Below are 15971 nucleotides of genomic sequence, written 5' to 3'. Positions count from 1 at the left end.
GCTGACAAAAACCTGTCACAACTTCGCGCATTGGCCGGATCGCGGCCCGGAGACCTGGTTCGGCGCCTGCAGGTTGGTCGGCGTCGCCGAGTTCGCCGAGCAAGCAAGCGGCCCGCCGATGGTGTTGCCGGCCAGTACGACGGGCTCCGCCGTCCGCGCGCCGACCACCGAAACCGGACCGGTCACCGTCGACCCGACCAGGACCGCCGCCCCGGTGATCCCGTCGATCGAGACCGGCCCGTTGACCGTACTGCGGAGCAGGTGGACCTGCGCCGCCCTCGAACCACTGACCGGCCCAACGATCCGGCTATCTGTGGCAACCAGGGACGCCCCAGCGCTCACCGTAACCGGACCGCGAACCGTCGCACCCTGCAGACACGTGACCCCTGAACGCACCACCAGCGGACCATCAAGGACGCCCGTGATCGTGGTCGTACAAGTCGGGGCCGGGCGCAACAACGTGACCGCGAACCGGCCCGGCGTACCGATGTTGCCGGGGGCATCGATCGCGCGGTATTCGACTGTGTGGCGGCCGTATCCGGACGGCACGTCGTCCCACGGCACCACTCGCGGCACACCGAGTTTGCCGTACACGAGCTGGTCGATCTCGGTCCCCTCGGCGGTGAAGCGGAACGGCGCGTCCGCGTCCGTCGGCCAGCCGTAGTAGTTGTACCAACCGTCGCCGTTCACCCGGAACTCCGGTACGACGTACCCATCGGTGTCGTCGGTCGCGGTGAGCTTCATCGTGAAGGCGTCGTTGAAGATGTACTCCGGTCCGCTGGGTTTCGTCACCGTCAACAACGGCTTGGACAGGGTCGAACCGACCACGGGCTCGACGCCGTCCACGGCCCAGCTGCGGGTGTCACCGTCGACGGTCGCGGTCAACGTGTGGCGCCCGGTCAAACGAAGCGGCTCCAGGTCGAAGTCGCGGTCGTTACCCGGGTTCACGGCCGGGCGACCGTCGAGTTGCCAGCTGACGGCCGGCTGGGCGGAGTCGGACTGGGTGGTCTCGACGTACACGACCTCGTCGGCGTTGACCGGTTGGTCCGTCGCAGTGGACGTGGTGAAGGTCGCGGGCTGGTCCGACGCCCGGGCGGTGAGCGTGCTGTCGATGGTCCAGCTGCGGGTCGCGGTGAGCGCGGCCGAGGCCCGGACCGCGGGATCGCGGACGAACTCGGTCGGGTCGACGATCTTGGCCGTCAGGATGTGCGTTCCCGGCGTCAGGGTCAGCTTGCCGAGGTCGATCGCGCGGGCGTTGCCGGCGGGCAGCGGTTCGCCGTCGAGGGTCCAGGTGACGTCGAGTTCGTGGTCGGCCGGGTGCAGCGTTTGCAGCCAGACGACCTGATCGCCCGCGACCTGGCCCACCGGCGTACTGCCCTGGAACAGCGACGCTCGGGACGAGATCCGCTGGGTCATCCGCTCCCGGGAGATCTGGTCGAAGTAGTACCCGAGCGTCTTCATCATCGAATGCCGGCTCGGCCGCCAGATCGCGGACCCGGCGTACATCCCGCCCTCATAGCGGCCGATCCTGCCGCCCGACTCGCTCTCCTCGCCGAGCCAGCGCCACCACTTCAGCTGCTGGTCGAGCAGTTGTTGCTCGGTCAGCAGGGTGTGGTGGATCGAGGTCGGCTCGGGCCCGGCGTACGGCGCACCCCGGTCGCCGCGGGCGTAGTAGTCGTACTCGTCTTCCAGTCCGCCGAGCGAGTGACCGAGTTCGTGCGGGGTGATCAGCGCGGACAACGCGTTGCCGCCGGACGCGGTCGCGTAGGTGCCGCCCGCGCCGCCGTACGTGTCGCTGTTGCCGATAGCAAGGATCTGGCGGTTGGCGGAGGTGGTGCCGGGGACCAGATCGGCGTACTGCGCGGCGGCGGTCGAGCTGACGGTCAGCAGCCGTTGCACGCTGTTCGGGTTGCAGCCGCCCCAGAAACCCATCTGCAGCGGGGTGTCCACCTTCGGCGAGGTGAGGTCGGGGTCGCAGTCGACGCCGCTCTCGGGGGACGGGATCTCGACCGCGTAGACGTTGAGGTAGTTGCGGTACGACTTGAACGGCTCGATGCTCCACAGAACGTTCAGGTGTTTGTCGACCTGGGCGCGGAACTTCGGCAGCTCGGCCGCGGTGTAGCCGTCGCCCATCACGACCAGGTTGAAGCGAGACGTCGCAGGCCCGGTCACCTGGATCGGGACCACGGCAGGCCCGTCGGCCGTCGTACCGGAGGCTGTCGCCGGCGGACCGGCCGCGGTCGTTGCGCCGGCAGCAATCGGGAGGCCGACGAGGACCGCCGCCGCGACGCCCAGCACCGCTGTCAGCCGCCCCGCCTTGAATCCAGTCTTCACAACCCGGCCCTCCCCAGCTGAACGGCGCACCGTGAGAAGCCTACGAAGCCTTCGCCTGAATTGTCAGCGATTCCCGCGCGGCGGATCCTGGGTTCGGCCTGCAGCGCCGGGCGGGTGTCGTACGGCATCATGAGGGCTCGGGGAACGTGAGGAAGGGATGTCGATGACGCAACCGGCACAGTCGCCGCGGCCAGAGCCGGACCGGAACAGACCGGTCGACGACGCCGGTGACGGTGATGGCAAGGGCATTTACTTCTTGCTGAAGAACGTGCTGATCGACCCACCGGTCAAACGCATCTTCCGGCCCAAGGTCGAGGGCGCCGAGCACATCCCGGCACAGGGACCGGCGATCATCGCCAGCAACCACCTGTCGTACGCGGACTGGATCTTCATGCCGCTGGTGGTCCGCCGCCGGATCACGTTCGTGGCGAAGTCGGACTACTTCGTCGGCGCCGGGATCAAGGGCCGGTTCCAGCGCGGCTTCTTCAAGGGCACCGGCCAGGTGCCGATCGACCGGTCCGGCGGGTCGGCGGCCGAGGGCGCGATGCGGGCCGGGATGAAGGTGCTGGAGCGTGGCGAACTGTTCGGCATCTACCCCGAGGGGACCCGGTCGCACGACGGCCGGCTGTACAAGGGCCGGACCGGGGTGGCCCGGCTGGCGCTGGAGGCGAAGGTGCCGGTGATCCCGTGCGGGGTGATCGGCACCGACAAGGTCGCGCCGCCCGGCAAGGTGGTCGCGTCGATGGCCTCCCCCACGATCAAGTTCGGCGCGCCGCTGGACTTCTCCCGGTACGAGGGGATGGAGGGCGACCGGCTGATCCTGCGGGCCGTCACCGACGAGATCATGTACAAGATCATGGAGCTGTCCGGCCAGGAGTACATCGACATGTATGCCACCAAGGCCAAGGCGCTGGAGGGCCGGGCGACCACCGGCGCACCCAAGAAGGTCCGTAAGACGGACACCTGATCCGGGGTGTGAGACATCGTGGGTCTACCCTGGGAGATCGTGGACGGACCGATCGCATATCAGGGTGAGCCAGGCGCCAACTCGGCGATGGCGTGCACCGAGATGTTCCCGGACCGCGAGCAGCTGCCTTGTACGACGTTCGAGGACGCGCTCGAGGCGGTCAGCACGGGCGCGGCCGGTCTCGCCATGATCCCGGTGGACAACTCGATCGCGGGGCGGGTGGCCGACATCCACCACCTGCTGCCGGAGTCCGGTCTGCACATCGTCGGCGAGCACTTCCTGCCGATCCACTTCCAGCTGCTCGGCCTGCCCGGCTCGTCGCTGGACTCGATCCGGACCGTCCGCAGCCACGTGCACGCGATCGGCCAGTGCCGCAAGGTCATCCGCGAACACGGCTGGACCACCGTGGTCGCCGACGACACCGCGGGCGCCGCCCGGGAGGTCGCCGAGCTGAACGACCCGGCCATCGCCGCCCTGTCGCCCCGCGCCGCGGCTGGGCTGTACGGCCTGGACGTGCTCGCCTCGGACGTCGAGGACGAGCACCACAACACCACCCGGTTCCTGGTCCTGTCCCGCGAGGCCGACATCCCGCCAGTCGACTCCGGTCCGGTCATCACCAGCTTCGTGTACCGCGTCCGGAACGTCTCCGCCGCGCTCTACAAGGCGCTCGGCGGGTTCGCCACCAACGGCGTGAACATGACCAAGCTGGAGAGCTACCAACTCGGCGGCACCTTCTTCGCCACCCAGTTCTACGCCGACATCGAGGGCCACCCGGACCAGCCGCAGGTCGCCCTCGCGCTGGAGGAACTGGCCTTCTTCTCCGTCGAGGTCCGTCTCCTCGGCGTCTACCCGGCCCACCCGTTCCGCGCCCAAATCGCCGAACCAGCCGCCAACCGAGCGCTCCGCCCCCACCACTGATTCCCAGGCCGTGAACGGGTTGTCTGGGTAGGGTCTCCCGCATGGAGATCGTGGGGGTGGACGGGCTGGATGCGGCGCAGTTCGAACGGTTCTTCCGGCTGCGCGACGAGGTTCGGCGGGCGGAGCAGGAGTTTCCGGCGGGGCTCGGGTTGGAGGAGGCCCGGGTGTTGTTCACCGGGGACCACACCGACACCCGGTCGGACGGGCTCGGGCTGGTTGACGGCGATGAGTGGCTCGGGATGGCGTGGCTGGACTGGTGGCTGCTGGAGAACACGGATGTCGTGGACGTCGAGCTCGCCGTGAGTCCGCAGTACCGGCGGCGTGGGGTGGGGACCCGGCTGCTGGAGGCGGTGAAGGAGCGGGCGCTTGCGGAGGGGCGGCGGCGGTTCACGACGACGGTTGTCGCGGACGCGGCGTCGGGTGAGAGCTCCGGTACGGCGTTCGCCGAGGCGCACGGGTTCGTCCGGAAGCACACCGAGTTGCATCAGGTGCTGGAGTTGCCGTTGGGCGACGCCGCGATCGACGCGTTGGACCGGGTGGTCGACGGATACAAGATCGTGCAGTGGCGGGAGCATACGCCGGACGAATGGGTCGGGGAGATGGCCGATGCGTTGTCGGCGATGAGCCGGGACGTTCCGCGGGGTGAGCTGGACGTCGAGTTGCAGCGGTGGACGCCGGAGCGGGTTCGGGAGACCGAGGCGCGCCGGATCGCGCAGGGGCGGTTCTGCCACACCACGGTCGCGGTCGACGGTGACGGCCGGCTGGCGGCGTACACGCAGATGGGTGGTGCGACCAAGGATCCCTCGCGGCTCTACCAGTTCGACACATTCGTCCGGCCGGAGCACCGCGGCAATCGGCTCGGGATGGCCGTCAAGGTGCCGAACCTGCGTTCGCTTCAGGCCGGACTCGACCGCCCGTCCGTCCTGCACACCTGGAACGCACCCGAGAACGCCCCGATGATCGCGGTCAACGAGCACCTCGGCTTCCGCCCGGTCGATCAGAGGGTGAACCTCCAGCTGGACCTTTAGCCGAACGTCCAACCCGGATACCGGCTGACCAGTACCTCGCGGTGGCCGGACCAGTCGGCGGCGTCCAGGCGTTCTGGGTCCAGTACGTCGGGGAAGCCGCCGGTCAGGCGATAGCCCCAGGAGAATGCGGCGACCGGGGACAGCGTGCGGGAGTGGATCACGTCGGGCACGACCACCAGGAACGTGTCCGCGCGCCACACGCCGTCCGGGTGCCCCGGGTTCGCGGGCGCATCGAAGAACGTGGGCAGATGGCCGTACGTGTACAGCGGCCCGGCGTCGGCGAGGAAAGGCAGCACGTCGACCGTCGCGGCGCCGTCGAAGGTGATCACCTGGACCCAGCCCATGATCGAGTTGATGCCCTGCCCGTGGTACCGCAGCGTCGCCGTACAGATCGGGAAACCGCGGAACGCCTCGGCGTCGAGATCCGGTACGACGAGTTGGTGGCCGGACGCCCACGGATCCTCGTTCGGCAACACCCGGACGTTGATCAGGCCGCGTTGCCCGCGAATCTCGAACGGAACGGTCAGCTCTCGTCGCATCCCGATGTGCCCCCTTTGCGGTTTCAAGCAATTCTCCAACCTGGTGGGGGTTTTCGGTGGAGCTGACTACCCGGTTCCACGGGGTTGTGCACTTGCGGTGACGAGAGCAAGGTGGAACCGAGCAGTGACTTGGGGGCAGCCTGTTCGGTGGGGGAAGGCGGGAGGACCCCGTCTTCGACTGATTCGTGGGTCTGGGGGACCTGGGAAGCGTCTCGGTCCGGAACCGGCGGCACGCGCTGGTCGCGTGACGCGTTCCGTCCTGCTCTGCGCCCCTGCCGGAGCAAGGGGGAATGATGCCGAGGAAGGCCAACGGGCGAGCGGAAAAGACGAACCCGGCCGACGACAGGATGCCGGGCGGGATGCCGGCCGGCAAAGAGCAGAACGGGATGCCGACGGGCGGCATGTCGGCAGAAGGAACGCAGAACTCGGGGATGCAGGCGAATGGGATGCCCGGCGGCGGTATGCCCGGTGCCGGCGGTTCGACCGGATCCCGGATGGGCGCGACGGGCGGCGGCACCGCGATGGGCATGGGCGGCGACGGCGGCTCAAGCGGGATGGGCGGTATGGGCGGTTCCGGTGGCGGGGGCGGCGAGCAACCCACCAGGCGGAGCTGCGGTGTCATGGACGTGCACCGCCGGCTGCTGTCGACGTATCCCGAGTACGCCGCGGCCCGGTCCGCCCTGGAGAACGCGACTTCGGAATACGTGGCCCGCCAGCAACGGTTCGCCGGTATCGCGCGCATCCCGGTCGTCGTCCACGTCGTCTGGAACACCGCCACGCAGAACATCTCGCAGACCCAGATCGACAGCCAGCTCGACGTACTGAACCGTGACTTCCGCGCGACGAACACCGACATCGGGTTCGTCCCCGCGCCATTCACCGGTCTGGTCGCGGACTCGAGGATCGAGTTCTACCTCGCCACCGAGGACCCAGGCGGCAACCCGCATCCGGGTGTCACCCGGACCCAGACGACCCGGGCGGGGTTCAGCCACGACGACGCGGTGAAGAGGACGTCCACCGGCGGCATCGACGCCTGGCCGACTGACCGGTACCTGAACGTGTGGGTCTGCCAGCTCAGCGGCAATCTGCTCGGGTACGCGCAGTTCCCCGGCGGCCCGGCGGACACCGATGGCGTCGTGATCCTGCACAGCGGTTTCGGTACGACAGGAACGGCCGCCGCGCCGTTCGACCTCGGCCGGACCACCACACACGAGATCGGGCACTACCTGAACCTGTTCCACATCTGGGGCGACGACGGCTCCGGCTGCTCCGGCAGCGACGAGGTCGCCGACACCCCGAACCAGGGCGGCCCGAACCTCGGCGTACCGGCGTTCCCGCACGTGTCCTGCAGCAACGGGCCGAACGGCGACCTGTTCGTGAACTACATGGACTACACCGACGACCGCGGCATGGTGATGTTCACCAACGACCAGTCGACCCGGATGGCGGCCTGCCTGGAGACGGTCCGCGCACCCCTGATCGCGGCCACAGTCGGCGCTGGTACGCCGACTCCGGCCGGCCCGGTGGTGTCGTGGGACGCCAACAGGCTGGACGCTTTCGTGCTCGGTACGGACCGGGCGATGTACCACAAGTGGTGGAACGGATCGGCCTGGGGACCGTCCGTCAGCGGTTACGAGTACATGGGTGGTGTCTGTATGAGTGCTCCGGAAGTGGCGGCCTGGGGACCGAACCGGCTGGACGCGTTCGTCCTCGCAACCGACCGCGGGCTCTACCACAAGTGGTACGACGGATCCGGCTGGGGACCGTCGGTCACCGGCTACGAGTCGCTCGGCGGGATCTGTATGAGCCCGCCACGCATCACGACGTGGGGCGAGGACCGGTTGGACGTGTTCGTGCTCGGCACCGATCGGGCGATCTACCACAAGTGGTACGACAGCGGTGCCTGGGGACCGTCCGTCGCGGGGTACGAGAACCTCGGCGGGATCTGCATGAGCCCACCCGAAGTCGTTGCCTGGGGCCCCGACCGGCTGGACGTCTTCGTCCTCGGCCCGGACAACGCGGTCTGGCACAAGTGGTACGACGGGTCCGGCTGGTCCGGGTTTGAGTCGCTCGGCGGCGTCTGCGCGAGCCCGCCGCGGGTGGTCGCGTGGGGTGAGAACCGGCTCGACCTGTTCGTGATCGGCACGGACTCCGCGCTGTACCACAAGTGGTGGGACGGCTCGTCGTGGTCCGGGTACGAGTACATGGGCGGCCCCTGCGCATCGGCGCCGACAGCCGTGTCGTGGGGCGAGAACCGGCTCGACGTGTTCGTCCTCGGCACCGACTCCGCGCTCTACCACAAGTGGTACGACGGGTCCGGCTGGGGACCGTCGCTCACCGGGTACGAGTACATGGGCGGCATCTGCGTCGACGAGCCGCGGATCACGGCGTGGGACGAGAACCGGCTGGACGTGTTCGTCGTCAGCACCGACGGCGGGCTCTACCACAAGTGGTGGGACGGCTCGGCCTGGGGACCGTCGCTCACCGGCTACGAGGCGCTGGGCGGCGTGATCAGCGAGTTCAGGGGCACCCGCCCGGAAGCCGCTCAGATGCCGTCGGCAACGACCGCGCAGGAGGCGGTGCCGGTCTGAACAGCGACCAGGTGCTCGGCCGGTGGACGCACTCCTTCGAGGAGGACCACGACGGGATCTCCGTCTACCGCCGAGACGACTTCGCCTTCCCGCCGGCCCGCGGCCGGCGGGGGGTGGAGTTCCGCCCGGATGGCACCTTCGTCGAGTGGCTGATCGGCCGCGGCGACGCCCCGGAACCGCACCTCGGCGAGTGGGAGCCGTCCGGCGTGGTCGCGCGCGGAACCACCGGCTCGGCCCTGATCGTCGACATCCAACCCGACCGACTCGAACTCGTCTGGCAGGACTGATATGACGACCTCACCTGTGCGTTATCTCGTCGTCCCGGCGCTGGAGGCTGCCGATGCCCCGCACGCGGCCCGGCTCGGCGACCGGACGATCGTGTGGACCGCGGCCGGCGAGAAACTCGGCCGTGCTTCTCGTACCGCACCTGGGCTGCTGCTGGTGACCCAGGTCGGCCGGACCTTCCAGGACGAGTACCCCGAGGTGGTGCCGCTGCTGGAACACGGTCGCCACCTGGTGATCTCGGCCGCCGACAAACCACGTCGCCGGAACAACAACTGCTGGCGGGTGGAAACCCTTCGGCCCGGAACGCTGGTCGACGTACCGCCGATGCCCGCTCATCGGGTGGATCCCGAGGTGGACGCGCTGCTCGATCTGCTCTCGCCCACGTCGTACCAGGCGGACCTGACCTGGTTCGCGAACCTGCCGACCCGGCACTCGACGAGTACCTCGTTCAAGACCGCGGTGGACTTCGCCGCCGCCCGGATGGTTGCCATGGGCTACGGAGTCTCCCGTACGCCGGTGACGGTGGGCGCGGGTCGATCCGAGAACCTGATCGGAGACCGGCCCGGTTCGGCGGGAGCGCTGCGCGGGGTGGTTCTGATCACGGCTCACCTGGATTCGATCAACCTGGCCGGCGGTGCGAGTGGTCTGGCGCCCGGGGCCGACGACAACGCGAGCGGCTCGGCCGGAGTACTCGAGCTCGGGCGGATCCTGGCCGCGCGGACATGGCAACACGACGTACGGCTGATCCTCTTCGGCGGCGAGGAACAAGGGCTGCACGGAAGCAAGCAATATGTCGCGGCGCTGCCGACTGCCGAGCGGGCGCGGATCCGTGCGGTGCTGAACATGGACATGATCGCCTCGAAGAACACGTCTGTGCCGACCGTGTTGTTGGAGGGCGCGAATGTGTCGACCAGCCAGATGGCGGACCTGACCGTGGCGGCCGCGACCTACACGTCGTTGAAGGTGGAGACATCACTGAACCCGTTCGCGAGCGATCACGTGCCCTTCATCAACGCGGGGATCCCGGCGCTCCTCACCATCGAGGGCGCCGACAGTGCGAACGGCCACATCCACACCGCGAACGACACGCTGAACTTCCTCGACTGGTCACTGGCCGCCGAGATCCTGCGGATGAACGCGGCGGCGCTGGCCGGCTGGCTCGGGTTGCTGACCGCGCCGGTCACCCGGCCGCGACCAGCCGGCTCAGTGGTCTCGTGGGGACCGGGCCGCCTCGATGTGTTCGTCGTCGGCACCGACCGCGCCCTGCACCACAAGGCGTGGGACGGCACCGAGTGGAAAGACTTCGAGTCCCTCGGAGGTGTCCTCAGCTAACCTCAGTCAGCTCAGACGACGGAGAGCGGGAGGAGTTTCTTGCCGGTGGGGCCGATCTGGATTTCGGTTCCCATCTGCGGGCAGACGCCGCAGTCGAAGCACGGGGTCCAGCGGCAGTCCTCGACCTCGATCGCGCCCTCCGGCTCGAGGCTGTCCTGCCAGTCCTCCCAGAGCCAGTCGCGGTCCAGGCCGGAGTCCAGGTGGTCCCACGGCAGCACCTCGGCGTACTCGCGCTCGCGGGTGGTGTACCAGGCCAGGTCCACCGGCTCGTCCGCCAGCGCCTTGCCGGCCGCCTCGATCCAGCGGTCGTAGGAGAAGTGCTCGCTCCAGCCGTCGAACCGGCCGCCGTCGCGCCAGACCTGCTCGATGATCCGGCCGACCCGGCGGTCGCCGCGGGACAGCAGGCCCTCGATGATGCCGGGCTTGCCGTCGTGGTACCGGAAACCGATCGCCTTGGCGTAGTTGCGGTCCGACCGGATCGCGGCGCCGAGCTTGGCCAGCCGGGCGTCGGTCTCCTCCGGACCGAGCTGGGCGGCCCACTGGAACGGGGTGTGCGGCTTCGGCACGAACCCGCCGATCGACACCGTGCAGCGGATGTCACGACGGCCGGACGCCTCCCGCCCGGTCGCGATCACCTTCTTGGCCAGGTCCGCGATCGCCAGCACGTCCTCGTCGGTCTCGGTCGGCAGGCCGCACATGAAGTACAGCTTCACCTGCCGCCAGCCATGGCTGTACGCCGCCGCGACGGTGCGGATCAGGTCCTCCTCGCTGACCATCTTGTTGATCACCTTGCGCAGCCGGTCCGAACCGCCCTCCGGGGCGAAGGTCAGACCGCTGCGCCGGCCGTTGCGGGAGAACTCGTTGGCCAGCGTGATGTTGAACGCGTCCACCCGGGTCGACGGCAGCGAGAGCGAGACGTTGCTGCCCTCGTACTGGTCGCCCAGCCCCTTGGCGATATCGGCGATCTCACTGTGGTCGGCCGACGACAGGCTGAGCAGGCCGACCTCCTCGAACCCGGACTGCTTCAGCCCGTTCTCGACCATCGCGCCGATCGTGGTGATGCTGCGCTCCCGGACCGGGCGGGTGATCATCCCGGCCTGGCAGAACCGGCATCCCCGGGTGCAGCCGCGGAAGATCTCCACGGAGTACCGCTCGTGCACGGTCTCGGCCAGCGGGACCAGCGGCTTCTTCGGGTAGGGCCAGGCGTCCAGGTCCATCACGGTGTGCTTCGCGGTCCGCCACGGCACCCCGTGACGGTTCGGCGCGACCCGCTTGATCCGGCCGTCCTCGAGGTAGTCGACGGTGAAGAACTTCGGGATGTAGACGCCACCCGACGCGGCCAGGCGCATCAGTACTTCGTCGCGCCCGCCCGGGCTGCCCTCTTCCTTCCACTCGCGGATCACGTCGGAGATGGCGAGCACGATCTCCTCGCCGTCACCGAGCACGGCCGCGTCGATGAAGTCCGCGATCGGCTCCGGGTTGAACGCCGCGTGCCCACCGGCCAGGACGATCGGGTCCTCGTCGGTCCGGTCGACGGCGTACAGCGGGATGCCGGCCAGGTCGAGCGCGGTCAGCATGTTCGTGTACCCGAGCTCGGTGGAGAACGACAGCCCGAAGACGTCGAACGCGCGCACCGGCCGGTGGCTGTCCAGGGTGAACTGCGGGATAGGGCCAAGCGCATCACCTTCGCGCATGACCTTTTCCATGTCCGGCCAGACCGAGTAGGTCCGCTCGGCGAGGATGTGGTCGCGTTCGTTCAGCACTTCGTACAGGATCTGCACACCCTGGTTCGGCAGCCCGACCTCGTACGCGTCCGGGTACATCAGCGCCCACCGGACCTGTGCGGAGTCCCAGTCCTTGCTGACCGAGTTCAGCTCACCGCCGACGTACTGGATCGGCTTCTGCACACCAGGCAGCAGCGGCTCCAACCGCGGGAACAGGGATTCGACAGTCATCAGAAACTTTCGGGTACGGGGACAAACCGCCTACCAGACTAACGCCGGTACGCGGCAACCTCCGCATCCGTTCGCTCAGGGGTCCCGGTCAGAGCAGCGGGATGGAGCGCACCCGTTCGCTGTCCAGCCGGGTGGTGATGTCCTTGGCCTCGCCCGTGACGACGGCTTTGACTTCGGGATCGGTGAACAGCGGCTGGAGCTCGGCCGGTACGCCGGCCGGCAGGGTGCCGGTGGCGATCGCGTCCACGTGCTCGGGGTACCGGGCCAGATACGCACCCAGCTTCGGCCAGCGCAGGGTGAGGATCGTCCAGAGCGCGGTCTGCTGCTCGCCGACCGGGTCGTCGGTCAGGTTGCCTTGCAGCGTCTCGATCCCGCGGACGATGCCGTAGGCGTTCACCAGCCGCTTCATCATCCGCGGATTCGGCTGCCGGCCGAGCAGGGCCCGGAAGGGTTCGAGCGTGTGGGCGTTCTCCTGCTGTGCGCGCTCGGTCACCATCTGCACTGCGACCACCTCCCGCCGGGCCTGGATCTCGGCCGGCGTGGAGCCCGGGTTATCGGCGACCTCCTGCCGGGCCGCCTGCCTGGATCGCCCGCCGAGATCGGCGGCCGCCTGGGCCCGGGCCCGGTTGAGGTCGGCCTCCCCCGGCACGTTCGGTGACCGCAGAATCCGGCTCCAGAACTGATCGATCTGCGCACTCGGCAGCCCGATGGAGACCTGGAAAGTCTTCTCCAGGAAGAGGAATCCGACCGGCCGCCCGACCTCGGCGGTCGCGCTGACGAAGTCCGAGTACTCCGCCGCGTAGCTGTCGGCGAGCCAGTCCCGGTCGGCTGCGACGACGTACGTGATCGGGACATCGCGGAACAGGGTCTGGATGCCCTCCAGCAGCTCGACCACGTACGGACCTTTGCACCGGTCGAGATCGTCGATCATGATCACCACGTCGTAACCGATCCAGTCGACCAGCTCGTCGAGATGCTCGTGGACGAGTCGCATCGGATCGGTGGTGTTCGCGACGAACCGCCTGGCGCCGCGGGCCGAGGTCGCGAACACCCAGCGACCGATACCGCGAAGCAGGCCCCAGACGGTGAGCACCGGCGTGATGATCGCGGCCACGGTCACCACGAAACCGGTGGCCGTGTCGAGCGAGAACAGCCCCTTGCCCTGGATCTCGCCGAGCCAACCGGTCCGCCAGGCCAGTACGACGATGGCGGCGACGGCCAGCAACGCGACGTACCCGGGCCAGCCGCCCTTCAACCGCCACCACCATTCGCGCAACCGGAGCATCACCGCACGGCGCTTGTCTATGCGGTCGAGTTCGCGGACAGCGCCGGTGTAGAGAGCCGTCATCAGCCACCACCACGGCGGCCCGATCCGCTGGTGCCGCCACGCGTTGAACTCGACGACGACCGACCGCCTCGCCTTGGCGTCGTCATCCTTCTCCCGCAACTGGTCGGCGAGGAAGTTGAGCACCGAAGTCTTCCCGGCTCCCCACGGCGCATGCAGGTGGATCAGGAACGCGCCGCCTCGCGCACCGGGCTTTCGCTGGGAGGCGTTGCTGGCTTCTTCCTTCCGAGTCTCCCGGATCCGCCGCGCCAGCACCCGCGCGAACCCCATCCGCCCCAACTCATCCACCACCGCCGGCCCATCGGTATGAGTAGGAACGCTCTCGTCCCGCCCCTTGCCGGTCGCCGTCTCGGCCTGCTCGACGCTCGCCGTACCGGCTTCCTTGGTCGTCGCTGTGCCGGCCTGCTTAGTGGTCGCCGTCCTGGCTTGCTTAGTGGTCGCCGTACTGGCTTGTTCGCGGGTCCTGCTCGCCCGCTTGCTCGGCTGTTTGCGCGCCTTCGAGGGTGCTTCCGGCGGGGATTCCTCTTCCCGCGCGGCTTCCTCGTCATTCAATGGCCACGAGTACGTCTCCGGGTAGGCGCCCGCGACCACGCCCATGTAGCGCTCGACAACAGTGGGATCGAGCACTCGGATCTCGGCCCGCTGGGTCAGGATCCCCCCATCGGTGAACCCGGTGACGATCGCCCGGACGGCGGCCTCCGGGTCCAGTCCCCCTGCGCCAGTGCCGAGCAACGGAAACGCGATCGTGCTCGCCTCGGGGGCCGCACGCGCGACCTCCCGGGCCGCCTGATCGACCATCTCTGGCGTCGTGGCCCGATCGATCGTCACCACCGCGGCGAACATGATCCGGACAGGCCCTTTGCTCCGCTTGACAGTCAGGCCCGCGGCGGCGACCGATCCGGCCTCGAGACCGCTCCGGGGAAGAGGTATGCGCAGTTCGGCGAGCTTGGTCTTGAAGTCCGGCGCCACTCCACCGTCGACATCACACGGAACCACGATGACATCGGCGTCGCTGTCGAAGAGATCCCCAGCGACAACCTCGACGAGCCGTGATTCCGAGGCCGTCCCGCGTGCGGGCGTCCCACCTTTTGTAGCCATCAGCCCCCTCCCCCGGATGGCATTCCCCTTGTCAGCAGGCTAGCGGACCGGACGTGCACTGACAGCTACTCAGAGTCGTTCAGCTGACGTGGGCCTTCCCCCGCACGCGAGAGCCCGCAACCTTGAACAACAACCCGGGACCTTGAACTGGCTACTACATGTTCAAGCCCCCCATTTCTTGACCGAGCTCCCCAGTTGCGGCCCCGATCCCCCCGACGAACCCCGCTCCAAGTAGTCCCCCGAATCCCCGGCCCCGCCCAACTCCCAACCCCTCCGCGATCAGGGCCGTTCAGCTGAGGTGGGCCAGGAGGAGCGGGTTGATGATGTCCGGGTGGGAGTAGGTGACGAGGTGGGCGGCGTTCTCGATCACCTCGAGATGGGCGCCGGGGATCGTCGTGGCGAGGGGGACAACGGTCTCGGGTGGGACGGAGGCGTCACCGTCGGCCGTGATCAGGAGCACCGGCGCGGTGATGTCGGCCAGCGCCGGCGTCAGATCGGTACTGCCGAGTGCCTCACAGCAGGCGGCGTACCCCTCGTCGGGTGTGTCCAGGAGCTGCTGGCGAACCGGCTCGACCTCAGTGAACTCAGGCAGGAACCACCGCCCCAGGGTGGCCTCGAGGATCGCCTGCGTGCCTTCGGCGCGAACCGTGGCGGCCCGGTCGGTCCACATCTGGGAGTTTGCCGACGGGTTGGCCGGCGGGCAGATCAGGGCGAACCGATGAAATCGGTCGGGCACGTTCTGCGCGAGCCAGAGGCCGACGGTACCGCCGAGCGAGATCCCGACGTACGACGCCTGCCGCGCGCCGAGCTCGTCGAGCAACTCGACGACGTCGCCACCGAGATCATCGATCGTGTACGGCCCATCCGGTACGTCGGACCCGCCGTGCCCGCGATGATCAAAGGCAACCACCCGGAACCGCTCGGCCAACACCCCCACCTGCGGCCCCCACATCCCATGCGCCGTGCCAAGCGAAGATCCGAGCAGCACGACGGGAGCGTCCTCCGAACCAGTGACCTCGTAGTTGAGTCGCATACCGCCAGCTTATGGAGGATCAGCTGCTTTGGACGGAAGGCAGGCCCTGCGGCGCGGTCCCGCACCGCCGCGAAGGCTCAGTTCCAGTTGTCGATCTTGGTGTCGCGCGGGTCGGGGTCGCCTTTGCCGGTTTCGACCAGGGACTTGAGGCTCATCAGGAAGACGGCCCACTTGGTGCTGCAGTGGTGCATGAACTCGATCGGCTCCTTCCAGCCCTCGTGCTTGAACAGGATGATGGTGTAGTCGCCGTCGTGCTTGAGCTGCCAGTCGACCAGGGTGCCGATCCATTCGGCAGGGCCGTCGACGACTTCCCAGAGCACGCGCTCACCGGGCTTCAGCTCGATCACCTTCATGTCGAAGCCGCCGGCCACGAAGCGGAATTCGATGACTCCGCCGACTGCGGTCTCGCCCGTCGTGTTCTCGGCCCACCAACCGGAAAGACCTTCGATGGTGGTGAGGGCCTTGTAGACCTCGCCCGGGGAGGTCTCCTTGATTCCGACTCGATGCAGGATGTCGACCATTTTCGATTCCTCTTTCTGGGTTGGG

General features: G+C 68.4%; 12 protein-coding genes. 6 read left to right on the top strand and 6 right to left on the bottom strand.

Annotated features, from left to right (window positions below; genetic code table 11):
• Window positions 1-15 precede the first annotated feature (15 nt).
• Window positions 16-2334 (bottom strand): M64 family metallopeptidase, encoded by a 2319-nt coding sequence (locus tag EV643_RS20690; protein ID WP_133801735.1) that lies wholly within the window; start codon window positions 2332-2334, stop codon window positions 16-18.
• A gap of 163 nt (window positions 2335-2497) precedes the next feature.
• On the opposite strand from EV643_RS20690, the gene EV643_RS20685 reads away from it, so the two are divergent.
• Genes EV643_RS20685 through EV643_RS20675 form a run of 3 tightly spaced genes read left to right on the top strand, consistent with a single transcriptional unit; the run spans window position 2498 to window position 5247 of the window.
• On the top strand, window positions 2498-3301 hold the full coding sequence (locus EV643_RS20685) for a lysophospholipid acyltransferase family protein (protein WP_133801734.1): 804 nt from the start codon (window positions 2498-2500) through the stop codon (window positions 3299-3301).
• A 39-nt stretch (window positions 3302-3340) separates the two neighbouring features.
• Window positions 3341-4219, top strand: a complete 879-nt coding sequence (locus tag EV643_RS20680) for a prephenate dehydratase (RefSeq protein ID WP_133801733.1) — start codon at window positions 3341-3343, stop codon at window positions 4217-4219.
• Between the two features lie 41 nt (window positions 4220-4260).
• Window positions 4261-5247, top strand: coding sequence for a GNAT family N-acetyltransferase (locus tag EV643_RS20675; protein WP_133801732.1), 987 nt, complete (start codon window positions 4261-4263; stop codon window positions 5245-5247).
• Here the strand turns inward: EV643_RS20675 and EV643_RS20670 are convergent.
• Complete coding sequence (locus tag EV643_RS20670) at window positions 5244-5786, bottom strand: hypothetical protein (RefSeq protein ID WP_133801731.1); 543 nt, start codon at window positions 5784-5786, stop codon at window positions 5244-5246. The genes EV643_RS20675 and EV643_RS20670 overlap by 4 nt on opposite strands.
• Window positions 5787-6079: 293 nt before the next feature.
• On the opposite strand from EV643_RS20670, the gene EV643_RS20665 reads away from it, so the two are divergent.
• Genes EV643_RS20665 through EV643_RS20655 form a run of 3 tightly spaced genes read left to right on the top strand, consistent with a single transcriptional unit; the run spans window position 6080 to window position 9994 of the window.
• The gene (locus EV643_RS20665) at window positions 6080-8377 is read left to right on the top strand and encodes a DUF8189 domain-containing protein (protein WP_255513020.1); all 2298 of its coding nucleotides are present in this window, start codon (window positions 6080-6082) and stop codon (window positions 8375-8377) included.
• A gap of 11 nt (window positions 8378-8388) precedes the next feature.
• Window positions 8389-8664: a hypothetical protein gene (locus tag EV643_RS44970; protein WP_202869655.1), complete on the top strand. Its 276-nt coding sequence runs from the start codon at window positions 8389-8391 to the stop codon at window positions 8662-8664.
• Between the two features lies 1 nt (window position 8665).
• Entirely contained in the window at window positions 8666-9994 is a 1329-nt protein-coding gene (locus EV643_RS20655; RefSeq protein WP_133801730.1) for a M28 family metallopeptidase, read from the top strand.
• A gap of 11 nt (window positions 9995-10005) precedes the next feature.
• Here the strand turns inward: EV643_RS20655 and EV643_RS20650 are convergent, their stop codons facing one another.
• The 4 genes from EV643_RS20650 to EV643_RS20635 all read right to left on the bottom strand — a co-directional run bounded on the left by EV643_RS20650 (window position 10006) and on the right by EV643_RS20635 (window position 15946).
• Complete coding sequence (locus EV643_RS20650; protein WP_133801729.1) at window positions 10006-11949, bottom strand: TIGR03960 family B12-binding radical SAM protein; 1944 nt, start codon at window positions 11947-11949, stop codon at window positions 10006-10008.
• Window positions 11950-12037: 88 nt separating this feature from the next.
• A complete protein-coding gene (locus EV643_RS20645) occupies window positions 12038-14392 on the bottom strand; it encodes a P-loop NTPase fold protein (RefSeq protein WP_133801728.1) in 2355 nt (784 codons plus the stop codon).
• Between the two features lie 289 nt (window positions 14393-14681).
• On the bottom strand, window positions 14682-15425 hold the full coding sequence (locus EV643_RS20640) for an alpha/beta fold hydrolase (protein WP_133801727.1): 744 nt from the start codon (window positions 15423-15425) through the stop codon (window positions 14682-14684).
• Window positions 15426-15502: 77 nt separating this feature from the next.
• Window positions 15503-15946: an SRPBCC family protein gene (locus tag EV643_RS20635; RefSeq protein WP_133801726.1), complete on the bottom strand. Its 444-nt coding sequence runs from the start codon at window positions 15944-15946 to the stop codon at window positions 15503-15505.
• Window positions 15947-15971: the final 25 nt, after the last annotated feature.

Origin of the sequence: Kribbella caucasensis, from assembly GCF_004361855.1 — a bacterium.
Taxonomy (GTDB): domain Bacteria; phylum Actinomycetota; class Actinomycetes; order Propionibacteriales; family Kribbellaceae; genus Kribbella; species Kribbella caucasensis.
This window is presented reverse-complemented; position numbering and strand designations above follow the sequence as displayed.